Origin of the sequence: Photobacterium marinum, assembly GCF_000331515.1 — a bacterium.
Taxonomy (GTDB): Bacteria; Pseudomonadota; Gammaproteobacteria; order Enterobacterales; family Vibrionaceae; genus Photobacterium; species Photobacterium marinum.
Genome location: NZ_AMZO01000004.1, coordinates 48,512 through 71,405 on the forward strand (window position 1 = coordinate 48,512; position 22,894 = coordinate 71,405).

General features: G+C 49.8%; 27 protein-coding genes. 20 read left to right on the forward strand and 7 right to left on the reverse strand.

The features are described from left to right. Nucleotides 1-3: 3 nt before the first annotated feature. The 4 genes from C942_RS04315 to C942_RS04330 are packed head-to-tail and all read right to left on the reverse strand — an operon-like array spanning nt 4 to nt 2,266. On the reverse strand, nt 4-273 hold the full coding sequence (locus tag C942_RS04315) for a flagellar biosynthetic protein FliQ (RefSeq protein WP_007462886.1): 270 nt from the start codon (nt 271-273) through the stop codon (nt 4-6). A gap of 3 nt (nt 274-276) precedes the next feature. Continuing rightward, nucleotides 277-1,005 (reverse strand): flagellar type III secretion system pore protein FliP, encoded by a 729-nt coding sequence (fliP, locus tag C942_RS04320; RefSeq protein WP_007462888.1) that lies wholly within the window; start codon nt 1,003-1,005, stop codon nt 277-279. Further along, nucleotides 1,005-1,361 (reverse strand): flagellar motor switch protein FliN, encoded by a 357-nt coding sequence (gene fliN, locus C942_RS04325; RefSeq protein WP_007462890.1) that lies wholly within the window; start codon nt 1,359-1,361, stop codon nt 1,005-1,007. Before fliN ends, fliP begins: the two co-directional genes overlap by 1 nt. Before the next feature lie 11 nt (nt 1,362-1,372). Then, nucleotides 1,373-2,266, reverse strand: coding sequence for a flagellar motor switch protein FliM (locus tag C942_RS04330; protein ID WP_007462893.1), 894 nt, complete (start codon nt 2,264-2,266; stop codon nt 1,373-1,375). Between the two features lie 875 nt (nt 2,267-3,141). Between C942_RS04330 and C942_RS04335 the strand changes: the two genes are divergently transcribed. Genes C942_RS04335 through C942_RS04370 form a run of 8 tightly spaced genes read left to right on the forward strand, consistent with a single transcriptional unit; the run spans nt 3,142 to nt 10,932 of the window. After that, complete coding sequence (locus C942_RS04335; protein ID WP_007462895.1) at nt 3,142-3,936, forward strand: OmpA family protein; 795 nt, start codon at nt 3,142-3,144, stop codon at nt 3,934-3,936. Nucleotides 3,937-3,939: 3 nt separating this feature from the next. After that, nucleotides 3,940-5,364 (forward strand): sigma-54-dependent transcriptional regulator, encoded by a 1,425-nt coding sequence (locus C942_RS25590; protein ID WP_157372550.1) that lies wholly within the window; start codon nt 3,940-3,942, stop codon nt 5,362-5,364. A gap of 28 nt (nt 5,365-5,392) precedes the next feature. Further along, nucleotides 5,393-5,737, forward strand: coding sequence for a flagellar hook-basal body complex protein FliE (fliE, locus tag C942_RS04345; protein ID WP_007462899.1), 345 nt, complete (start codon nt 5,393-5,395; stop codon nt 5,735-5,737). Between the two features lie 13 nt (nt 5,738-5,750). Then, nucleotides 5,751-7,460, forward strand: coding sequence for a flagellar basal-body MS-ring/collar protein FliF (fliF, locus tag C942_RS04350; RefSeq protein WP_007462901.1), 1,710 nt, complete (start codon nt 5,751-5,753; stop codon nt 7,458-7,460). Further along, on the forward strand, nt 7,441-8,448 hold the full coding sequence (fliG, locus tag C942_RS04355) for a flagellar motor switch protein FliG (RefSeq protein ID WP_007462903.1): 1,008 nt from the start codon (nt 7,441-7,443) through the stop codon (nt 8,446-8,448). Before fliF ends, fliG begins: the two co-directional genes overlap by 20 nt. Nucleotides 8,449-8,450: 2 nt before the next feature. Beyond that, the gene (gene fliH / locus C942_RS04360; protein WP_007462905.1) at nt 8,451-9,164 is read left to right on the forward strand and encodes a flagellar assembly protein FliH; all 714 of its coding nucleotides are present in this window, start codon (nt 8,451-8,453) and stop codon (nt 9,162-9,164) included. Next, nucleotides 9,157-10,497, forward strand: coding sequence for a flagellar protein export ATPase FliI (gene fliI, locus C942_RS04365; protein WP_007462907.1), 1,341 nt, complete (start codon nt 9,157-9,159; stop codon nt 10,495-10,497). Before fliH ends, fliI begins: the two co-directional genes overlap by 8 nt. A gap of 3 nt (nt 10,498-10,500) precedes the next feature. Next, nucleotides 10,501-10,932, forward strand: a complete 432-nt coding sequence (locus C942_RS04370; protein WP_007462908.1) for a flagellar export protein FliJ — start codon at nt 10,501-10,503, stop codon at nt 10,930-10,932. A 20-nt stretch (nt 10,933-10,952) separates the two neighbouring features. Here C942_RS04370 and C942_RS04375 read toward each other — a convergent pair whose 3' ends face one another. The 3 genes from C942_RS04375 to flgA all read right to left on the reverse strand — a co-directional run bounded on the left by C942_RS04375 (nt 10,953) and on the right by flgA (nt 12,481). Beyond that, complete coding sequence (locus C942_RS04375) at nt 10,953-11,387, reverse strand: flagellar protein FlgN (protein ID WP_007462910.1); 435 nt, start codon at nt 11,385-11,387, stop codon at nt 10,953-10,955. Beyond that, the gene (flgM, locus tag C942_RS04380) at nt 11,387-11,659 is read right to left on the reverse strand and encodes a flagellar biosynthesis anti-sigma factor FlgM (protein ID WP_007462912.1); all 273 of its coding nucleotides are present in this window, start codon (nt 11,657-11,659) and stop codon (nt 11,387-11,389) included. Before flgM ends, C942_RS04375 begins: the two co-directional genes overlap by 1 nt. An 84-nt stretch (nt 11,660-11,743) precedes the next feature. Continuing rightward, nucleotides 11,744-12,481: a flagellar basal body P-ring formation chaperone FlgA gene (gene flgA, locus C942_RS04385; RefSeq protein WP_157372552.1), complete on the reverse strand. Its 738-nt coding sequence runs from the start codon at nt 12,479-12,481 to the stop codon at nt 11,744-11,746. Nucleotides 12,482-12,600: 119 nt separating this feature from the next. Here flgA and flgB point away from each other — a divergent pair, with 119 nt between their 5' ends. The 12 genes from flgB to C942_RS04445 all read left to right on the forward strand — a co-directional run bounded on the left by flgB (nt 12,601) and on the right by C942_RS04445 (nt 22,741). After that, on the forward strand, nt 12,601-12,981 hold the full coding sequence (gene flgB / locus C942_RS04390; RefSeq protein ID WP_007462916.1) for a flagellar basal body rod protein FlgB: 381 nt from the start codon (nt 12,601-12,603) through the stop codon (nt 12,979-12,981). 5 nt (nt 12,982-12,986) lie between these two features. Then, nucleotides 12,987-13,406: a flagellar basal body rod protein FlgC gene (gene flgC, locus C942_RS04395; protein WP_007462918.1), complete on the forward strand. Its 420-nt coding sequence runs from the start codon at nt 12,987-12,989 to the stop codon at nt 13,404-13,406. A 9-nt stretch (nt 13,407-13,415) separates the two neighbouring features. Then, nucleotides 13,416-14,087 carry a flagellar hook assembly protein FlgD gene (locus C942_RS04400; RefSeq protein WP_007462920.1) on the forward strand — a complete coding sequence of 224 codons (672 nt, stop codon included), beginning with the start codon at nt 13,416-13,418 and terminating at the stop codon, nt 14,085-14,087. Nucleotides 14,088-14,123: 36 nt separating this feature from the next. Continuing rightward, entirely contained in the window at nt 14,124-15,341 is a 1,218-nt protein-coding gene (flgE, locus tag C942_RS04405; protein ID WP_007462922.1) for a flagellar hook protein FlgE, read from the forward strand. 16 nt (nt 15,342-15,357) lie between these two features. Further along, nucleotides 15,358-16,092 carry a flagellar basal body rod protein FlgF gene (locus C942_RS04410; RefSeq protein WP_007462924.1) on the forward strand — a complete coding sequence of 245 codons (735 nt, stop codon included), beginning with the start codon at nt 15,358-15,360 and terminating at the stop codon, nt 16,090-16,092. A gap of 75 nt (nt 16,093-16,167) precedes the next feature. Next, complete coding sequence (gene flgG / locus C942_RS04415; protein WP_007462926.1) at nt 16,168-16,953, forward strand: flagellar basal-body rod protein FlgG; 786 nt, start codon at nt 16,168-16,170, stop codon at nt 16,951-16,953. A 10-nt stretch (nt 16,954-16,963) separates the two neighbouring features. After that, nucleotides 16,964-17,623 (forward strand): flagellar basal body L-ring protein FlgH, encoded by a 660-nt coding sequence (flgH, locus tag C942_RS04420; protein WP_007462929.1) that lies wholly within the window; start codon nt 16,964-16,966, stop codon nt 17,621-17,623. Between the two features lie 5 nt (nt 17,624-17,628). Continuing rightward, entirely contained in the window at nt 17,629-18,732 is a 1,104-nt protein-coding gene (locus C942_RS04425) for a flagellar basal body P-ring protein FlgI (RefSeq protein WP_036798781.1), read from the forward strand. Then, the gene (locus tag C942_RS24285) at nt 18,732-19,241 is read left to right on the forward strand and encodes a rod-binding protein (RefSeq protein WP_007462933.1); all 510 of its coding nucleotides are present in this window, start codon (nt 18,732-18,734) and stop codon (nt 19,239-19,241) included. The genes C942_RS04425 and C942_RS24285 overlap by 1 nt, the downstream gene beginning before the upstream one ends. Then, a complete protein-coding gene (gene flgK / locus C942_RS04435; protein ID WP_007462935.1) occupies nt 19,238-20,641 on the forward strand; it encodes a flagellar hook-associated protein FlgK in 1,404 nt (467 codons plus the stop codon). The genes C942_RS24285 and flgK overlap by 4 nt, the downstream gene beginning before the upstream one ends. A 27-nt stretch (nt 20,642-20,668) precedes the next feature. Beyond that, nucleotides 20,669-21,583 (forward strand): flagellar hook-associated protein FlgL, encoded by a 915-nt coding sequence (gene flgL / locus C942_RS04440; protein WP_007462937.1) that lies wholly within the window; start codon nt 20,669-20,671, stop codon nt 21,581-21,583. Between the two features lie 66 nt (nt 21,584-21,649). Beyond that, nucleotides 21,650-22,741, forward strand: coding sequence for a hypothetical protein (locus C942_RS04445; RefSeq protein ID WP_007462939.1), 1,092 nt, complete (start codon nt 21,650-21,652; stop codon nt 22,739-22,741). Nucleotides 22,742-22,894 lie beyond the last annotated feature (153 nt).

Sequence of the window (22,894 nt, forward strand, 5' to 3'; positions counted from 1 at the left end):
GCGTCAGCCGATCAGGTGTGGAATGTTGAGGAATAAGCGGTTGAACAGATCACCCAGCGTGCGCAGCAGCCACGGGCCGGCAAAGCCCAGCATCGCCAATGTCATCAACAGACGAGGCAGGAAGCTGAGCGTCTGCTCGTTGATTTGGGTTGCAGCCTGGAAAATACTGACAAGGAGGCCGATTATCAGGCTGGGGATGATCATCACACAGACCATACTGACGATAATCATTAATGCCTCGCCGAAAAACGTAGCGAGAAATTCTGTTCCCATACTCTATCCGAAACTTGCGCTTAGTGTGCCAACGGTCATAGACCAGCCATCCACCATAACGAAAATCATTAGCTTGAACGGCAGCGAAATAATCAGGGGTGAAAGCATCATCATACCCATCGCCATCAGAACACTGGCGACCACGATATCGATGATCAAAAACGGAATAAACAGCATAAAGCCGATTTGAAACGCGGTTTTCAGCTCACTGAGAATGAAGGCTGGCATCACTATCAGAAAGTCGAGCTCTTCCATGTTATTCGGCGCTGGCTCATTGGCAATGCGCAGGATTTGCTCCAGATCCGTCTCGCGGGTTTGCTGCAGCATAAAGTGGCGCAATGGTTTTTCAGCTGTATTCAGTGCTTCGACCATGGTCATTGAACCGCTCTGGTAGGGAACAATGGCGTTATCGTAGACTTCATAAAGAACCGGGCGCATGATAAACAGCGACAGGGTCAGGGCTATACCGATCAGTACCCGGTTAGGTGGACTTTGCTGCAGACCCATCGCCTGGCGCAAAATGCCCAGTACGATGATGATCCGGGTAAAACTGGTCACCATCAGCAGCATGGCCGGTAAAAAAGCCAGTGCAGTCATCAGCAGGAAGATTTGCAGCTTCACGCTGTACTCTTCCGCGCCGTTCGGACCATTGATGGTCAGCAGCGGCAGGTCCTGTGCCAGCGCAGGAACGCTGAACAACAGGCAGGTCAGTACAACCCAGATGCGACGCATTACTTGGTTAGTCCTTTCAGCATGTCGTTGTCATCAACAACATTCACCAGACGCAGGCCGTATTTGTTGTTTACGATAACCACTTCGGCATGGCCCAGCAGAGTACCGTTCACTTTTACGTCCATCGCTTCACCGCTCAGCTTATCAAGCTCGATAACTGTACCCAGCGACACATTCATCAGATCGCCTACCATCAGTTCGGTACTCGCGACTTCCAGGGTCAAATTAACCGGAATATTACGGATAAACGACATGTCCTGTTGAGCGGTTGCATTTGTACTTTGCGGTTCCTGACTCAGGCTACCCAGGTCAAGTTCATCAAGGTCAATATTCAGATCTTCGGTTTGTTCAGACATGGTGGTTCCTGTTACTGTTTAATCACATCTTGAATCTGCAGAACAAGGCTTGAGTTGTTTTCTGCAATACGGGCCTTGAAGAGGGATGTCTTACCTGCGCGCACGGTCACTTCGCCCGGAAGCTCCACAGGAATAACATCACCTGGTTTCAAATCCATCACATCACCCAGCGCCAGACGTCGTTCACACAGGGTGGTCATCAGGCGCATCGGAATATGGCACAGTTTTTCCTGAATTTTGGCTTGGAGTTCAGGGTCGGCTTCAACGTCAGCAGGTTTGCACTGCTGATCGCGCAAAAAATCGAGGCCTCCGAAAGGCAGCGCAATATCAAACCAGCCTTGATGACCACTGACTTCAAGCGTAAAACGACAAACTTGGTAAAGTTGATTGTTCTGCATCGGGTTGCCAAGACGCAGGGTGTTCTTTTCTGTCAGAGTACTTTGCCAGTTTGTGATGCTGTGCCAGCCGTTAGAAAATTGTTCTAGTGCCTGGTTAAAGAAAAGCTCGACTAGGCGCAGCTCGGTATCACTCATGTCATTCTGGCGGCGTTTATTGTTGCCACTGCCCCCGAAGAACAGATCAACCATGAAGAAAAGCAGGTCGCCATCAATAGAGACTGCGCCGTGAAGATCATGTGGGTTGACCATGAACTCGCGATACAGGCTTGGTTTTTTTAGCTGTTGCAGGTAGTCCTGCAGCTTGAGCGTGTCTTGCTGTTCAAAGCGGAATTCTACCGGGTGGCGTAGCAGGTGATGGAAAGACTGGCGGGCCGATCTTTCGAACTGCTTACAGACATTGTCAATGATGGCTTGAAGGGCGCCAATACGGTGTTCCGGGCTCGCGAGATCAAATGCTCGAACTTCAATCTGATCAAGTTCGGAGATTATTTTGCTCTTTTTCGTCATAACCTATGGCAACCAATGGAATTTGTGTTTTTCGAAAATTGTATTAATTACGTTGAATATATAAATATATGAATCAAGATCTCAGTGCTGTTATTAATACTTTTATTATTAGTTCACTGTAAGTAATCAATTAAATAAAGATAAAGCGACCAAATTTGTCTTTAATTAATAATGGTTATTTAAATATTGGAATGGATCTCACACTAACAACCCGCTATTTATTAACAATTAATTACCGCATATATATAAATATTAACAGAGGGTGAAAATAAGTCGATTTGTTCACTTAGTGTTCGTTTGTAAACCCAATATTTTCGTGAATTCTGCTTCCTGTCAAATTATTTTTTCCGATATACTAGGCAGTGCACATAACTTACAGGTTTTGCCCTGTGCTCATTGAGCGCGGGAGACTACCGTTTGAGCAATAGGTTTGTCAAACAAATATATTATTTGATGCATACGTCAAAATATTACCGTGTGCTATTCTGGTGATGTTCATTTTATTGACAGTTGACAGATAAACTCGAATGTTTTCTCATTTAGCAAAATAATAAAATAAATTAGACGCCCAAACATCGGTTGGATTTATAACCCTCTCATATATATGGAAAACCTACTGGTGTGACGGATTTAAGGTGTTGTTTCCTTTTGTTTTTCTTTATGGCTTAACATTTTTGCAGTAGTCAAATATTAGGTTTGCCGAAAAATATAAATGATTTTGTCGATGGTAACTCCAGCGGCAGGGGGACTTTTACCCTTAATCACCAATGAAACACATACAACGTTATTTAGGCTTAGTGATGGTTAGACGAAGTGTTGCTACTTTATTGATGCTATTGACTTCAGCCCAGGGATTCGGCCAGGAAAATAAAAGAATGTCGGCCCTGGATAATAGTCAGTGGACATTTAAAGGTAATAAAACAATGTGTTCTATTTCGCATGAAATAGAAGATTTTGGTGTGGCGGCAATTATTGCTGAAGCGGGTGAGGAGACTCGCCTTGAAATTAAGTCTAATGAACTAAAGAAGCAGATTGCATATCGTTCTGTTTTTGAAACACCTGCAGTCTGGGCGAATAATACTACTAAGCCTATTTATGATATTGGAATGATTGATTTTTCACCGCTTACCGGTGAATTAGTTGTCCATCAGGCTGGCGTCGTTTTTGAAAAATTAAAAAATGGAACGTGGGTCAAAGTCCTTTTAAAAGATGAACGTCAAATAACTGACAGCGTCATTTTAACCAATATCAATTTCCAGCAACCTGCTGAAGATTTCCTTAAATGTCGTAATCACTTGTTGCCGGTAAACTACCAGCAGGTCAGAAACAGTGAATTCTATTTTCGATCGGGATCGACCTCGGTATCGAAAGAGAGCCTGCGCGCCTTGCGTGGCATTGCGGAATACATCAATGAAACTGCATCAATCAGTAAGATCCTGATTGACGGTCACTCTGATAGCCAGGGGCGGGTCGGTGTGAAACTCAGAATGTCTCGGGAACGGGCTGAGGAAGTGGCGGCGGCGCTGATTGAGTTCGGCATTCCCCACAAGATGATTCAAATTCGTTCTCATGGCGATCGCTATCCTATCGCCGATAACGCCCAGGAGCTAGGGCGGATGAAAAATCGACGGGTAACAGTGCGTTTAATTAAGAAATCTGCGGCAGGTTAGTAAATGAAGAAGAGTTGGCAAGTTTTAATGTTCCACCCTCATCACCCTGGTTTAGAGCAGGTTCTGTCAGAGGGCGAAGCAAAAGGATACCAATTAACTCAGACAGCTGATCTGGCTGACTGTTTAACCCTCCTTACCCAGAATCATTGGGACCTGGTGTTAGTGCCAGCCTGGTTGCCGGACGGTACTGAGGCCGCGGACCTGATCAAATTGGTACAGCCTCGCTATAAAGGCGAAGTGGTTGTCGTTTCCGAACTGCAGCATGTTGCCCAGGTGACTCGCGCTTTGCAGCAGGGTGCGATGGATTACTTGTTGATCCCGTTTGGCCACATGCACCTGAGTCAACTCGTTCAGCGCCTGCAGCCTGAACAACAGCGTCAGGCGATTGTCGCAGAATCTCATCAGAGCAAACAGTTATTCCAGCTGGCGCAACGAGTAGCTCAGGCTGACGCTTCTGTTCTGATTAACGGTGAGAGCGGTACTGGTAAAGAAGTTTTGGCGCGTTTTATTCATGAATCATCTCCGCGCGCTTCCGGTCCGTTTGTCGCTATTAACTGTGCAGCAATTCCTGAAACCATGATTGAGTCGATTCTTTTCGGTCATACCAAAGGGGCGTTTACTGGCGCAACGTCTGCTCAGGCCGGTAAGTTGGAAATTGCCAACGGCGGTACCCTGATGCTGGATGAAATTGGTGAACTGCCATTGTCCCTGCAGACTAAGTTATTGCGAGTACTGCAGGAACGAGAGGTTGAGCGCTTAGGTAGCCATCAGAAAATTAAACTGGATATCCGGGTTCTGGCTGCAACCAACCGTGATCTGGAAAAGGAAGTGGCTGAAGGACGTTTTCGTGCGGACCTGTATTACCGTCTGAATGTTTTTCCTATGTACTGCGCAACCCTGAAAGAGCGTCAAGAAGACATCGTTCCTCTGGCACGTCATTTGCTTGCTAGATATATGCCTAACGACCAGCTCACGACAGAGTTTACCGAGGAGGCTCAGCTGGCACTGCGTAGCTATGACTGGCCGGGCAATGTTCGCGAACTTGAAAATGTTATTCAGCGCGCGTTGGTTATGAGCAGAGGCTGTTTAATCCGAGGCGAAGATTTGATGCTGCCGGTACAGACAACACAGGAACCGTCTGTTGAACCGCTTGCAGATATGAATGTTTTGCCGGTGAGGCAACAGGCTGTCGAAAGTGACGCCAAGCCGAACTTGCAGAAGAGCCGTAAGCTGGCGGAGTTTGACACCATTATTGAAACGCTGCGTCGGTTTAACGGTCACCGCAGCAAAACCGCCGAAGAGCTGGGGGTGTCAACCCGGGCGCTGAGATACAAGATCCAGACAATGCGTGAGCAGGGACTGGATATAGAAAAAATACTGACTGGGCAAAACACGGATTTTGCTGCAACCAATTTAAATTATTCATAACTGAACCGTCATTACGCGAGAACCAGATATGCAAGATAAAGTAATGAGCATGCAATTGCCGCTTAGCCAGATGAATGAGATTCAGGCTCAGATTAATACGCTGGAGCCAATGCAGATTGCTCCGAATCCGATGACGGTTAACCAGACGAATCCTGTTAATTTCACGGATGCTATTTCGCAGGCAATCAATAGTGTCGACCAGCAGGGTAAAGAAGCATCGGCAATGATGACTGCGGTTGATACCGGAAAGAGTGATGACTTGGTTGGTGCCATGGTTGCTAGCCAGAAAGCCAGCCTGTCGTTTGCCGCTATGGTGCAAGTACGAAATAAGCTGCTTACTGCTTATGATGACGTCATGAAAATGCCGGTGTAATGAGGCGAGATAAGTGACTGAATTAATCAAACAAAGGCTAGCTGGCATAGCTGGCCCTTCAAGTATAGGGCAGCTGTTTTCCGGTGCCCGACTGATGGTATTGCTGGGGATCATTGCCACACTGGTTGCGTCTGTGGTGGTGATTGGTCTGTGGCAGGGGAATACCCAGTATCGGCCACTGTACGGTGAGCATGAAAACTTTGACCGTGCCCAGGTATTGTCTGTTCTTGAACAGAGAGGGATGGATTTCTACATCGACCCTCAGCAGGGTACCATCATGGTGGATCGTCATAGTCTGGGCCAGGCTCGTATGGCGATGGCTGCTGCAGGTATTGAAGCTCAGCTGCCTACAGGTCTGGAAATTCTGTCCCAGGATTCCAGCTTGGGTACCAGCCAGTTTATTGAAAATGCCCGCTACCGTCACGGTCTTGAAGGTGAACTGGCGCGAAGCATCATGGCACTGGACCCGGTCAGCAATGTTCGTGTTCACCTGGCAATTCCGAAACAAACACTGTTTGTTCGCCGTGAAAAAGAGCAGCCGTCTGCATCAGTTGTGGTCTCGCTGCGTCCGGGCCAGAGCCTGGATACCGAGCAGGTGACAGCCATTGTTAATCTGGTTGCCGGTAGTGTGCCGGAGCTGAGCTCAGAGCATGTTAACGTGATCGATCAGCAGGGTAACCTGTTGTCAGCCGTAATTAATGATGACGGCAAACATGGCCGTAACAGCAGTCGTTACCTTGAATATGTTCAGAAGCTGGAGCGCAGCTATATTGAACGCGCATCCCGTATGTTGCGTCCATTGGTCGGCATGGAAAACTTCCAGGTTGAAGTGGCGGCAGATATCAATTTTGACCGTGTTGAAGCGACAGAGGAGCTGTATGCGCCAGACGGCACGGTTGCGAATGAATACAGCACTTATGATCGTCGTATCGGCAAACCTGCTCAGGGGGTACCGGGTGCACTGAGCAACCGTCCGCCGGAAGAAGGTGAGGATGCTGCTGATAAGAACCAAGGTAATGAGCGTGGTGAATCATCTCGTGACTTCGCGATTGATCGAACCCTGAAGCATACTCTGTACCAGCAGGGCCAGATTAAGCGTCTGAGTGTGTCGGTACTCCTTAATGGTCAGCCGGAAACTTTTTCTCAGGCACAGTTGCAAGATCTTAAGCAAATGCTGGCGGATTCAATTGGTATCGATACTGCACGCGGTGATAAGTTCAGCGTTGTGGTTTATCCGTTCAATCGCGGTGATGCTAACTTGCTGGCCGATGAGCCTTCATGGTGGACGCAGCCTATTTGGCTTGATTACCTGCGTTACCTGTTGTCCGCACTGGTTGCATTGGTGATTCTACTGGTTGTTGTTCGCCCAGCAATACGTCAGCTGTCTGGCGCTAATAAAGCGAATAAGCTGATGATTCCTGAAGCAGAAAATCTGCCAGAGAAAGAAACGTCAACCGCAGTGGCAACCGTGCCAGCTACAGCTGGTGGTGAAGTGAATAATCAGGAAACTGAATCTGATGCCGATGTGGTGGCAACCCAAACTGCAACTCCTGGCCTGAGCTCTGTTGTTTCAAGTGAAGAGTTGCCTGAGTTGCCGAGTCCTGAAACGGGTCTTGAAGCGCAGCTGTCTTATCTTCAGATGCTGTCTGAGAAAGAACCAGAGCGTGTTGCTCATGTAGTTAAACAGTGGATTACACCGAAAGATGACGACGACCGAGAATAACCCTGGAATGGAACAAGCTGCCATCCTGCTGCTGAGTATGGGTGAAGAAGCGGCAGCTAATGTGCTCAAGCAACTTGATCGCGAGCAGGTGCGTCAGCTGTCAATTGCGATGGCGAATATCCCTGCGGTGAAAAAAACTGAAGCAGAAAATGTTTTTCAGCGTTTTTTCAATGATTTCAAGACTGAGTCAGGCATTTCAGGTGCATCACGTAACTACCTTGAGCGCACCTTGAACAAGGCTCTGGGACAGTCTCTGTCCCAGCCTTTGCTGGACTCTATCTATGGCGACTCGCTTAAACACAACCTGCAGCGCCTGCAGTGGCTGGAGCCGGCGAAGCTGGCTGAGCTGATTTCGGGTGAACACCCGCAGATGCAGGCTGTATTCTTGGCTTACCTAGAGCCGGAAGTCGCGACTCAACTGTTGGCACGCTTGCCTACAGAAAATTTAGATGACTTGCTTTACCGTCTGGCTAACCTGAAAGAAGTCCATCCGAACATGATCGACGAAGTTCATGTGTTGCTGGAGAAATTCTTGTCTCAGGTCGGTCAGCAGAATAGTACGTTGATCGACGGTACTGAGAAGGCAAGCGAGATCATCAACCGCCTGAACGGCGATCAGAGCCAGCAAGTAATGCTGGGACTGAAAGAGCTGGATCCGGAGCTGGTTTCAACGCTGGAAAGCAAGATGTACAACTTCGACATTCTGGTACGCCAGACCGAAGATACGCTGGAGCGTCTGGTCGAGGAAGTCGATCAGGAACTGCTGGCAACTGCACTGAAAGGCAGCGAGCAGGCTCTGCAGGACAAGGTTTTTGGTACTATGCCGAAGCGTGCGGCTCAGTACCTGCGCGAAGCAATGGAAGGCAAGGGACGAGTTCGTCTCAGCGCGGTCGAAGAAGCCCGTTCCCAACTTATTACCACGTTGCGTCGGCTTGCTGACGAGGGTGAGATTGAGCTTCAGCTGTTCAGTGAACCGGTTGTGGAGTAGGTATGAAGAAGCAGGCAGTGAAAATTCTTCATCCCCAGATGGGTCAGTACCGCAATTATCATTTTCCGCCACTGGTTGAGCCGGAAGAGGATTTATTCGGTGATGACCTGTCTGCGGGCAGTGGCGCTTCCTATCAGGATGAGTTCAATGACGGTTTTCAGGATGGCCAGCAGAAAGGTTTTGAGCAGGGCTATCAGGAAGGTCTGGCCCAGGGCCAGCAGGCTGGTGAACAACAAGGTTTAGATCAGGGACGCCAGCAGGGGGTCCGTGAAGGTCTTTCCCAGGTGCAGCAGCAGATGGGCAGTACTGTGACATCTGTTGATAATCTGATGCAGCAAATTCAGCAAGTGTTTCACCAGCATGTTCGTCAGCAGAGCGAGATGATTTGTGACTTGGTGCAGAAAGTGTCGCGCCAGGTTATTCGTGCAGAGCTGACATTGGTACCAAGCCAGATGGTCAACCTGATTGAAGAAACCCTGGCTCAGATGCCGGAGCACAAGCCGGAGCTTGAGGTTTATCTAAACCCGCAAGACTGTCAGCGCTTGGTGGATTTGGTTCCGGAGCAGGTTAGCAGCTGGAACCTGAAGCCGGATGATTCATTAGCAATTGGCAGCTGCCGCGTGGTAACCAGTGATTCAGAGGCCTTCGCCGATAGCGAAGAGCGTCTGGAAGCCTGTATGGAATCGATTCGGGATAATTTACTGACAGATGCGTGATATTTTTCAGGAGCTGAATGCTCGTTTATCCTCGGCCGTCGAGCAGGTTCCTGACGTGCCGGTTGCCCGCACCTATGGCCGATTGACCCGCATGGCCGGGTTGACCCTGGAAGCTGTAGGTTGCCGGCTGAGTACCGGCCAGCGCTGTATGATTGAAACGGACCTCGGAACTTTGGTGGAAGCTGAAGTTGTGGGGTTCGATCGTAATGCATCGGTTCTGATGCCAATTCGCCACACCACCGGTCTGCGTCCCGGCAGCCGGGTTCTTCCGCTTCACGGCGACAGCAAAATTAATGTCGGCTTTAACATGCTCGGCAGGGTGCTTAATGGTCTCGGTGAGCCACTGGACGGCAAAGGCCAACTGGCAGCCGAACACCGTATCAACCTTCATGGTGAAACGATCAACCCGCTGCAACGTCTACCGATTTCGACTCAGCTTGATGTCGGGGTCAGGGCGATCAACGGTATGCTCAGTGTGGGTAAAGGCCAGCGAATGGGTTTGTTTGCCGGTAGTGGTGTCGGTAAAAGTGTACTGCTGGGTATGATGACCCGTAATACTACCGCAGAAATTACCGTGGTGGGGCTTATCGGTGAACGAGGTCGTGAGGTGCGTGAATTCATCGAGCACTCACTGGGTCCGGAAGGTATGAAGAATGCGGTCGTAATTGCCTCGCCGGCGGATGATCCGCCGCTGATGCGACTGCGTGCATCGGTATTGTGCCACCGGATAGCTGAGTTTTTCCGTGACCAGGGCCATGACGTTCTGTTGCTGATGGATTCACTGACCCGCTATGCACAGGCCCAGCGGGAAATTGCCTTGGCTGTAGGTGAGCCGCCGGCAACCAAAGGTTATCCGCCTTCGGTATTCAGCCTCTTACCTCAGCTGGTTGAGCGTGCCGGTAACGGTGCGACAGAGCGGGGATCAATTACCGCCTTTTATACCGTTTTGTCCGAAGGTGATGATCAGCAGGATCCGATTGCCGATGCGGCCCGTGCGATTCTGGATGGTCATATCGTACTTAACCGTGAGTTGGCTGAGCAGGGACACTACCCGGCAATTGATATTGAACAGTCAATCAGTCGTGCTATGCCGCAGGTTGTTACTCAAGATCAGTTAAGAAAAGCTCAGCGGGTCAAACAGCTTTATGCCCGCTACCGTCAGGTTCAGGATTTGATATCGCTTGGCGGATATCAGCCGGGGCAGGATCCGAACCTGGATTTGGCTGTACAGTCATACCCTGAAATTTGTGGGTTCTTGCAACAGGGTATCCATGACTCGGTTCCGCTTGAAGAAAGTCAGCAGCAGTTGCAGCAGCTTGTCGGAGGAAGCTAATTCATGACCAAGAGTGTAAAAGTGATTGAAAGCTGGCGGGATCAGCAGCAGAAGAAGTTTGATGAACTGCAACAGCAGTTTACAGAGATGAATCAGCAGAAGATGGCGCACGAGCAGCGTTTGGAACTGTTGGAAAGCCTGTCGGGTCAGTACTCTGTTGGCAGTGGTAGCGAAGCCTCTGCTTTATTGTTAAAAGGCATCGGACGTTTTCGTCATCAACTGGATAATCTGACCAATCTTCAGCGCCAGGAGCTGGCTCTTTCGGAGGTAGAACTGCGGAGCATGAATGCGCGCCTGGTTGAGCAGCATTGCCAGGTTAAGAAAGGGGATAAAATCATTGATAAGCGTATGGCCCAGTTCCAGCTCAAACAAGCCCGTCAGGAACAGAAGATCCTCGACGAATTGTCAATGAACCGTTTTTTTCATCGCCGCTGAGAACTCTCTGTTGAGAGTGTTCAGCAGCCTGGGCCGTAGCAGTATTGCTGTTCGGGTTTGAGCAATTTGTCGATCATTTGTTTTTGCTGCGCCAGTACTCGCCCGTTGGCATTATTCAACTCCTGACATTGCAGTGTCAGTTGATAAAGCTGCTGCCATAACTGGTTACCTTGTTGGTTGAATTGCGCAGGTAGCGCAGCCAGCAGACGCTTCATGCCGGCATCATCGGCACTCACACCTAAGGTTTCCAGATATTCACAACGTTTTTTGGCGTTGTCGCTAAGTCGTTGCATCAGTTTCTGGAGCTGGACATTATGTGTAAGCAAAGCCTGGCTGTCGCGGTTAACCAACAGAGATTGCTGGTGCTTTAGTTGCGTTGCCAGTTGCTGATAGCTTTTTACATCCTGTGCCAGCTCGCCGAGAAGAGCTTTGACTTGCTGTGTACGGGAAGTCATTAGCTTTGCCCTTGATAGAAGTCAATCATGCTGTCTGCCAGGTTATCCAGGTTGACAGAGACATTACCGGCTTTCAGCATTGCCTTCATTTCGGCAACTTTATCCATATCAACGTCAGGAGCGGATTCCATAGATTGTTTCGCAGATTGTAGTGACTTCATCTCGTGGCTAAGCTCAACTTGTGCCTGTGGCGCTTTTGTGCTCGCAACTGATTTGTTGCTTGCTTCTGTCGGCATTGCGACAGGTTGTGAGTGAGAAATTTTTCCAATCATAGCCTTCACATTAAAAGTATGTTGCGGTTATTGATTTACAGCGACCAGTTCGTAAAACACTTAAGTATTTTGTGCTTGTTTTGATTAAAAGGTTGTTCTGACTCGCTGCTTGCCGGTAACTGTCGCAAAAACCTCTTTGTTGGAGGACAAGTTACGCACCCGGATGGTGTTACCTTTAGCTCCTGATTCCAAAGCAATTCCTTTCATTCTGGCGGTCATCGCACCATAGGTTGCTTCGATGATCACTTCCTCATTGCGCTGTACCAGCTGCGGCGATTCTACCATCTTCGGACTGATTATTTTACCAGCAATTATCTTGCGGCGGCTGGTTTGACCGATCAGATCATCAGGGCTGGTGAAGTAGTTTCTGCGTAAGTAAGCAATATTGCTGCGCTTCAGGCTTAAATCATCGAGCTTGATGAGCTGGCGGCGGCTGATGGTTTGCTTGGCAACAACCAGCGGAAGGAAAACTTCCACTTCCGCTTTGGCCCTGGCTTTCCAGTATTGGGGGCGGTGGCATTCAAGGGTAATGGTCAGCCTGCCGATGGGTTCCTCCGGATCACTTAAGGTTTTTTGCAGCGGTTCATCGCAATCGGGTAGATCTCTGAGGGGTTTCAGGCGGATGTGATAATCCTGGCTTCCGATGCTGGCAGCATAGCGACTGACCTGGAGATCCAGAAATTGCTCAATGGCCTGTTCGCTTCCACTGTCGGTACTTGTGTCAGCATACAGTCCGGAGACCGGAAGCAGGGTACCCAGCAACAGGGTGAAAACCGCCTTTTCCGCTCGGAAGCGACACTTCCGCTTTAGGTTTAATAACACGATATAACAACCATAAGTGTTTGAAAGTAAATGCTTATGTAGTTGGCACGTTTCATGCTTAATGCTATGTCGGTTTCACCATCTATACGTTTTGTAACTGCGTACAACGGCGAGTAACAATGGCTATTAATTTTGAACAGGCACTCGGGGTACACCCTAATACATTGGCGTTTCGAACTCAACGCGCGAAGGTATTGGCGGGTAACTTGGCCAATGTGGATACCCCCAACTACAAAGCGCGAGATATCAGTTTTGAAGATGCGATGGCACATGTTGCCAATGAAGCCAGGGCTAAGCACCTGGAACGCCGTCGCACTGCACTGCCACAGCGCTATGAGCTGTTGTACCGCAACCCGAACCAGCCATCTCAGGACGGGAATACCGTTGAGCTGGGGGTGGAGCAGGCAAAATTTGCTGAGAATGCGATGGCTTTTGAAACCAGCACCACTTTCTTGAATATGAAACTCAACGGCTTGAAAAAAGCCATTAACGGACAGTAACTGCTATGTCTTTTTCGACGATTTATGACATTGCCGGTTCAGCAATGACGGCCCAGACCGTTCGTCTTAACACTGTGGCGAGTAACCTGGCGAATGCGGACGTTGTATCGGGCTCTGAGAAAACAGGCTACCGCGCTAAGCGACCTGTGTTCTCAACTGTAATGGTCGATCTGAACAGCCCAGCAGCGGGCTCGAAAGTACAGATTGATGACGTTGTGGATAGCGATGAGCCACTGCGTCGCCGCTATGAACCGAACCACCCTCAGGCCAACGGCGAAGGGTATGTGTATTACTCAACAGTCAACGTGGTTGAAGAGATGGCGGATATGATGGCGGCATCACGCAGCTTTGAAACCAATGTTGATGTGATGAGCCGTGCTCGCAGTATGCAGCAGAGCATTTTGCGCCTTGGCAAGATGGGGTAGGAGATTTAAGTGAGTTTGCCACAAATTACAACAACAGGTCAGCACAACCAGAAGTCGGCTTCTGCTGATCCTCAGGTTGCCCGTAACGGTAGCCAGCCATCAGGCAATGATTTCCTGACCATGATGGTTGCCCAGGTTCAGAACCAGAACCCGCTGAACCCGACTGATGGTACCGAGTACCTGACTCAGCTGGGCATGATGTCGGCGGTAGAAAGCCTGGAAAGTATGAAGAAAGGCCTGGCTGGCATGAACATTGGCATGACTAATGTGGAAATGCTGCAGGCAACCAACCTGGTCGGCAAGAAAGTGCTGATGGAAGCCAACGGAGAAGTCGAAGTCTCCGCAGGTCAGGTGATCGAAGGGCGTGTGCAGTTCGACCAGTCGGTTGATACTGCCAAGGTCATGGTTTACGACGAGAAAGGTAAAGTCGTTGATGAAATCAAGCTGGGGCCTAAGGGCGCTGGTATGGCGGAATTCAAAATCGACGGTGACAAGCTGGGTTCCGGTAATTACACCTTCGAAGTGGTAGCAGAGAAAGGTGACAATGCCTGGACGCAGAAAATGATGATTGCGGCCGAGGTAGAGTCGGTCAACATCCCATCTGATGGGGGCACCATCATGTTAAGCCTGAAAGGGCTGGGCAAGATGTCTATGTACGATATGCGTGAAATTACAGCTTAAGTCAGTCAGCTAATAAGAATCTAAGTAGGAAAGGTTATGTCAATTAACATTGGTATGAGTGGCCTGAAGTCCACTTCTGAGCAAATGAACACTATCAGCCACAACATCGCCAACGTAGGTACTGCTGGCTACAAGGCTTCACGTACTGAATTTCAGGACATTTATGCCCCTGAATTTGGTGGCGGCCAGATGAATGGTGTAGAAGTGGCGGCTGTTCGCCAGAGCTTCATGAGCGGTGCAACTACACCGACAAACCGTAACGGTGACCTGGCGATCAACGGTGAAGGTTTCTTCATGGTGCAGAGCAACGGTCAGCAAATGTACACCCGTAACGGTGTTTTCAACCTGAGTGCTGACGGTTACATCGAAACCGCTGATGGTTACCGCCTGCAGGGTTTCGGTGCAAACGAAACTGGCCAGATCCAGAACGGTACGACGACTGAGTTGATGGTTGAAACCGGTGATATGGCGGCCAAGACTACGTCGCAGGTGGATTTGGGGGTAAACCTGAATGCGAGTTTGCCGGTTATTGATCCGGCGCTTAAGCCATTTGATAAGGAAGACCCGACTACTTTCACTTCAAGTGTAACCACCACGGTTTTCGATTCAATCGGTGCCGAGCATGAAGTGACCCAGTACTTTGTGAAAACCGGCGCTAATCAGTGGAAAGCTCACTACGTGATTGATGATCAAGTGCCGACACCACCGGCAACGCTTCATTCAGAGACTATTAACTTTGATGGTGATGGTAAGCTGCTGGCTCCTAACTCTGTAGATCTGACGATTGATCCGACTAATGGTGCCAATAAGGGACAGGTTATCACTTTTGATATGACAGAAGTGAGCCAGTACGGCAGCGAGTTCTCCATCAACAAAAACGCACCGAACGGTTATGCACCAGGCAAGCTGGCGGGGTGGTATTTTGAGGCCGACGGTACTGTGTATGCGCGCTATTCAAACGGCCAGACCAAAGCCCAGGGCCAGATTGTGCTTGCTCGTTTCCCTAATCAGGAAGGTCTGCAACAGGCCGGCGGTACTCGCTGGACACAGAGCTTCTCTTCCGGTGCCCCTCTGACAGGTGTGGCTGGTACTGGCCAGCTGGGTCAGCTTCGTACTGGTATGTTTGAGAACTCAAACGTTGACTTGACCAGCGAAATGGTTGGTCTGATGTCAGCGCAGAGCAACTATCAGGCGAACGCGAAGACCATTCAGGTATCGCAGGAAATGACTCAGATCCTGTTCCAGAATCTGTAAGCCTTAGGAGCAGGGTATGGATAAGTTGCTATTTACCGCCATGTCCGGTGCCAGCCGGGTGATGATGGCGCAACAGGTTCAGGCTAACAACCTGGCGAACGTGAACACTGCCGGTTTCCGCGCTGATATTGAACAGGCGGAAAGTGTGGCAGTGAAAGGTGACGGCTTTCAAAGCCGTACTCTGGTTGCTGCACGCGCTGGCGGTACGGACTTTTCCAGTGGTGCCCTGCAACACACCAACAATCCGTTTGATGTGGCGATCCGCGGAGAAGGTTTCTTTGCGGTTCAGGCCGGTGAAAACGATGAAGCTTACACCCGTGCCGGTAATTTTCACCTTAATGCAGAAGGTGAACTGATGCTGGGTGACCGCCCGGTTATGGGTGACGGCGGTGCCATTGTTATCCCGCAATACAAGCAGCTGGATATCGGCACCGACGGCACGATTTCCATTGTCCCTGAGGGCGGTGGCCTGGTGCAGGAAGTCGGTCGTCTGAAACTGGTGAAGCCAGATTTGGCAACTGTCTATAAAGGCGAAGATGGTCTGTTCCGGGTAGCAGGAGCCGGTGCCCAGGCTGATATGGATGAAACGGTAACAGTTGCTTCCGGTTATCTGGAAAGCAGCAACGTCAATGCCATTGATGCACTGGTAAGTAATATTTCGCTGTCTCGAAACTTTGAATTTCAAATCAAGATGATGAAGGCAGCAGAGAACCTGGCCAACGCCGGTAACCGGATTGTTCGTGGCAGTTAATTCTGGCGAGTAGTTAATTCTGGCGAGACGCCTTCCCTGACAGCAGGGCGGAATAGTTTTTAGGAGCAAAGCAATATGCACGCAGCACTTTGGGTCAGTAAGACGGGCCTTGCGGCACAAGATACCCAAATGCAGGTTATTTCGAATAACCTGGCGAACGTTAACACCGTCGGTTTCAAACAGGATCGCGCGGTATTTGAAGATCTGTTCTATCAGATGAAGAGGCAGCCAGGCGCTATGGCTGACCAGCAGAACGAAAGACCTGGAGGTCTGCAGCTGGGTAATGGTGTGCGTACGGTTGGTACTCAGAAGCTGATGAAAACCGGTGCCTACCAGAATACCGAGCAGGCAACAGATATGGCTATTCTGGGTTCTGGCTTTTTCCAGGTAGAACTACCGGATGGAAACACAGCGTATACCCGTAATGGCCAGTTCCACCGTAACTCAGAAGGTATGCTGGTAACGGCTGCTGGTTTGCCGCTAATGCCGAATGTTGAAATCCCGGACAATGCGACCAATTTTAATGTCGGTTCTGACGGCATTGTATCGATCACGACCGCTGACGACCCTCAGCCGCAGGAAATCGGTCAGATCACCCTGGCTAACTTCACTAACCCGGCGGGTCTGGAAGCGATGGGCGGTAACTTGTTTAAAGAATCCGGCGCATCGGGTGCACCAACAGAAGGTGTTCCGGGTGAAGACGGTATCGGCAGTATCAGCCAGTTCAGCCTTGAAGGTTCTAACGTCAGTGTTGTGGAAGAGATGGTTAACATGATCACGACCCAGCGTGCCTACGAGATGAACGCCAAGGTGGTATCGGGTGCCGATCAAATGCTGAAATTCGTCAGCCAGTCAATGTAAGTGGTGGGGCATGCTACGCGTAATTTATTTTCTTGGATTGTTGTTGCTGGCCGGTTGTGCACCGGTGTCATCATTCGTTGATGTTCAGCCGGAAGAGAACAACCCGGCGATGGAGTTTCCCGAATACCGGGTAGATCCTGACGGTAGCTTGTTCAGTGCCAACTATGGTATGGCGCTGTTTCAGGACCGTCGGGCATTCCGTATCGGCGATATCCTGACCGTGGTGCTGGACGAGCAGACCCGCTCAAGCAAAAAAGCGGGTACCAGCTACGGCAAGGAAAGTAATGCGACGATTGCCCCTCCGATTTTTGCCGGGAAAACATATGCCAAAGGCCAGTTTTCCCTTGAAGGCGATCGTGATTTCAAAGGTTCGTCGTCCAGCTCGCAGCAGAATTCCCTGTCGGGCAATATTACGGTGATGGTGCAGGAAGTACTGCCTAACGGCGTATTGCGTATCCGTGGTGAGAAGTGGCTCAAACTGAATCAGGGGGATGAATTTATTCGTCTGTCCGGTCTGGTTCGGGTTGATGATATCGACGGTTCGAACCGCGTTTCTTCCCAGCGTCTGGGTGATGCCCGTATCACTTACTCCGGCCGTGGTGCACTGGCTGATGCTAATGAAGCTGGCTGGCTATCCCGATTCTTTAACAGCTCTTGGTTCCCAATCTGATGGCGATGAAAAAAATTATTATCGGTCTGCTGGTTTGCCTGTTCCCGTTATGGGGGCAGGCCCGGCCGCTCTTGAGCCTGGTGGATATCCAGGGTGTACGTGATAACCAACTGGTGGGTTACGGTCTGGTTGTAGGCTTAAGTGGTACTGGTGATAAAAGCCAGACTAAATTCACCTCCCAGTCGGTGAAAAATATGCTGAGCCAGTTCGGGGTTCAGCTACCGGCCAATACCGACCCGAAACTGAAGAACGTGGCAGCCGTTGCTGTACATGCCACGATTCCCCCGCTGGCAAGTAAAGGCCAGGCATTGGATATTACGGTATCGTCTATCGGTGATGCTAAAAGTCTGCGTGGCGGTACCCTGTTGATGACACCGCTGAAAGGCCTCGATGGTCAGATTTATGCTGTTGCCCAAGGGAACCTGGTTGTAGGCGGTGTGAAAGCCGAAGGCAACAGCGGCAGCGGTATCACTATCAATATTCCGACGGCCGGCCTGATCCCTAACGGCGGGATTATTGAGCGGGAGATTCCGTCATCTTTCCTGACCTCTTCTGATGTAGTCCTGAACCTCAAGCGCCCAGGCTTTAATACTGCCCGGAATATCGAAAAAGAAATTAACAAAGTGTTTGGCCCGGGTGTAGCTACTGCGCAGAGTCATGCTCGTATTGCCGTACGTGCACCGCATGATCAGAGCCAGCGTGTTACTTTCCTGGCAATGCTGGAAAACCTGGATATTGAGCAGGGGCCGCGTAAGGCTAAGGTGGTGTTCAACGCCCGTACCGGCACCATTGTGGTGGGTAAGGATGTGCGTGTTCATACCGCCGCTGTCAGCCACGGTAACCTGACCGTCAGTGTCGCAGAAAGCTATAACGTCAGTCAGCCGAATGCATTTGGTGCAGGTAATACCACGGTAACACCTGAGTCGGATGTATCGATTGATCAGGAGAAAGGGAAAGTTTTCATTTGGCCGGAAAGTGATGAAGGTACGTCATTGCAGACCATAGTTGATGCGGTCAACAGTCTCGGGGCAACCCCAAATGATCTGATGGCGATTTTGATCGCGCTGGATGAGGCCGGTGCGCTTGAGGGTGAGCTGGTGGTGCTGTAATGAAAATTAATGATCACGAAACGCATGCTGCAATGTATAACGACATGACTAGCCTGCAAAATATCAAAGCTAATGGCGACAAAATGGAAGCCCTGGAACAAGCGGCCGGTCAGTTTGAGGCGGTCTTTTTACAGACTGTTCTTAAAAACATGCGCCAGGCATCGGATGCGATGCATGATGATGAGGATGATTCAGTTTTCAACAGTCGTCAGCAAAAGTTTTACCGCTCAATGCATGACAGTCAGATAGCGATGGAAATGAGTCAGCAACAGAGCCTGGGCATTGCAGATATGCTGGTAAAGCAACTTGGGCAGCATGAAGCATTTAAGCCAAAGCACCAAACGGTCGCTATGGTACAACAAGGACAGGAAATTGCGCCGGGATCGGTCAGTCCACTGCCTTCCGATGCTGAACTCAACTACAGCCAGGTTGAGCGGCCTCAATGGTGGCGTGGTGTCACACCTCTGTCGCAGCAAATGAATCTCCATCTGGATGACGAAGAACTATGAGCATAATTAATATCGGCCTGTCGGGCTTGAATGCCTCCAATTCAGGGCTAACCGTTACCTCTCACAATATCGCCAACGTGATGACGCCGGGCTATAGCCGTCAGCGTGTCGGTTTCGGAGCCGAGGTCAACAGCCACGGTGGTGCCGGTGTTGGCGTTAGCAGTGTTGAGCGTATGGCTGATAATTATCTCAACCAACAGATCTACAAGCAGAAAGGTTCATGGGGTTTTAACTCCGCTCGTCACCAGTACATGTCGAAAACTGAAGTGCTGCTGAATAATGAAAGCTCCAGTATCAACAAAGGCTTGGACCGCTTCAATGCAGCATTGAGTGAGGCTTCTACTGCACCTCAGGATATTGCTCACCGTCAGACGATTCTCAGTCAGAGTGAGTCGATGGTTCAGCGATTCAATAACATGAGTTCGCAGCTGGATGGGCAGGCGAAGCAGGTGAATGGTCAGCTGAATGCCGCTGTATCAGAAGCCAACTCGCTGATTGCCAGCATTGCTGAGATGAATGACAGCCTGCGCGATACCTCGGGTCAGGGCCAGAAGATGACTGATTTGCTGGACTCCCGTGATGAGGCGGTTCGTCAGTTGTCGGCGATGATGGATATCAATACTAACTATAACGACGATGGCACAGTTTCCATTACTCTGGATCAGGGGCAACCGCTGGTAAACGGCAGCCAGGCCAGCAAACTGAATCAGGCACCGGATGGCAGTATGGAGCTGCTGCGCGGTAATGGTCGTTTTGCGTTGGATAACAAGATGGGCGGCTCGATTGGTGGCTTGGTTCAATACCGTGATGTTGAGCTGAAAGGGCTGCAGCAGGAACTGGATGTGATGGCATACAGTTTTGCTACCCAATTTAACGAAACTCATGCCAAGGGCTTTGACCTTAACGGTGCAGCCGGTGAGGCGGTATTTGGTGGTGTGGATCAGATCGAAGGAGCGGCGCAGAGCCTGACCCTGCTAGTTGATGACCCGAAAAAACTGGCCTTTGCTTCGAAAGCCGGTGAGCCGGGTAACAGTGAGAACCTGCAGCAACTGATTAATCAGAAAAACGAGTCGGTGTCGATTGACACCACCAAATTGACGGCAGCAGAAGCGGATAAGTTCAAAGCGGCAATTGCGAAGCTTGATGGAAAACCAATTCATACCAGTTATACCGGTATGACTGGTGACTGGGCAATTAAAACGGCTCAGATTGAGGCGGATACCAAGGCTGCTGACTCGTTGGTAAAACAGGCTCAAGGCGATCGTGATAGTGTCAGCGGCGTTAACCTGGACGAAGAAGCGGCCAGCATTATGACCTACACCCAGATGTATCAGGCGAATGCTCAGGTGATCTCAACAGCACAGACTCTGTTTGATGTCACCTTGTCGATGTTCCGCTAACCGGTATCAGATCAAAAGGAAAGTAACATGCGATTAAGTACGGCCCAGCTTAATACCGTCATGCTCTCCAGCATGCAGACCTCAAGCTCAGGGGTAAATAGAAATTTCATGCAGCTGAGCTCTGCTGAGCGAATGCTTAAGCCATCGGATGATCCGTTAGGTGCGGTTCAGCTGATGATGCTTGACCGAGAGCAGTCGAATATCAGTCAGTTTCAGAAAAATATTTCTAACCTGGAAACTCAACTGGGTCAGACTGAATCTCAGCTGGATGCCTCTAATAATGCGGTATTGCGAGCTCAGGAGCTGGTGATTAGCGTTAATAATGCCAGCAACAGTACCATGGCGGGCCGCGAAGCGATTGCGACTGAGCTGGAATCTATTTTGGATCAGCTGAGCGATATCGCTAACAGCAAGAACCCGAACGGTGACTACATTTTTGCCGGTACTAAGACGGATACTCAACCGATAGAAAAGGATCCGGCAACCGGTAAGTACACTTACATGGGCAACAGTGACCAGCGTATGGTACAAGTGGCCGAATCGACCACAATTCCGGCTAATCAGACGGCAGAATCCATTTTCTTTAGTGGCGGAAGTGATATATTCAACAGCCTTGATCAGGCGATTTCAGCATTGCGTGATCCGGCTGTTACGGGTGATGCTCTTACAGGGAAGATGAATTTTGCTCAGAGTGAGATTGACTCTTCAATGGGCTCCATCAATAAGGTGTGGGCTGAAGTAGGGGGCCAGCGTAATTCGTTGACTCGAATCGATGGCTCTCATGAAGATAATAAGTTGCTGAACAAGAAGCTGATCGGTGATGTGAAGGATCTTGACTACAGTGAAGCGATTCTGGAAATGAATACTCAGATGGCGGCGCTGCAGGCCACTCAGATGACCTATAGCAAGATTCAAAACTTGTCCCTGTTTAAACAGATGTAATCGGGATAACCCGATTGGGTCGGGATGCTTAACTCCGGCCCCGTTAGATTAATATGCGAGGCCACCTTGGTTAATCAAATTACCTCTAGTCACAATACCCTACGCAGCGGCGACAGTACCCAGGCCGATCGTGTTACTAAACAGCATCCAGTGGTTGCTGTACCTAAAGTCGATGAGAAGCAGCAAAAACAACAGCAACAGCAGCACTCAAACCTAGCCGGTCAGAAGCAGGGAAGTTTGCTGGTGCAGACCAGTCTGGCACACCGTCAGGCAGCTCAGGCTCAGAGCGCGCAAAAAGCGCTGCAGGAAGCCGGTGATCTGCTGAATCAGTTGCGCCAGATGGCCCGTCGCTCGCTGAATGCTCAGGAAAATAAAAAAGATCAGTTGCAGCAAACACTGCACCAGTTGAAAAATAAGCTGGTTAAGCTGACCCGCGAATCTAAGTATGAAGATGAGCCGGTACTGCATCATGATCTGACGCCGCGCTTGAGTGAACAGCCGCAGCAGGAAGGTTTCTCGATGAAAGGCCTGCGTCTTAATACGATGCGCCAGCAAGATGAAATCCTGCGTTTCCAGTTTGATTCCGGTACACCAGGCACAGTTCAGGTTCGCATCAATAACGACGAAAACACCACTGAAATTGCCGATAAAATGAGCCAGGCTTTTGCGCCGCGCAATATTCAGGTTGGCGTTGATAAGTACGGAGATCTGTCTTTTTCTGTGCCTAAAGAGCAGTGGCCGGAAATTAAAAAAGGCGTTTGGATGTCAGGTGGTGGGCAGATCCTGCCTGCGGGGAATCCGGTTAAGGCAAAACTGGAATCGCATGATAAGCAAGCGGTTGAGCCTCAGGAACTGGAGTTCGGTAAACCACAGTCGACCCGTAAGGCCCTGGCAGACATCGAACGCATGATGCAGAAGATCCAGCAGGCACTTTCTCAGATGAGTAAAGTACAGCGTCAGGTCAGCCAGGATCTCGAACGTTTGGTGACCACCAATACAATGAAATCCGGGATTGTGAGCAATGATGGTGCGATTGAAGCCAGCTGGTTAGAAGCGCCTGAAAATGTCTCTTTGCAGCTGATGGATAATGCGGTTCCGACTTTGTTAGCCCAGGCAAATGCTTCCCGTCATAACGTTGTTGCCCTGCTTGAGCCATAAGCCTTTGTTATTGGTTGCCTACTTGCATTCAACATTCTGATTTAAAAAGAAAAGCGAGCGTTAAGCTCGCTTTTTTTATGCCTGTTTTTCAGCATGGTTTTGTATTTCATTTATACAAAAAGGTGTGATTTAAGGCCTAAATTGGTTGGTTTG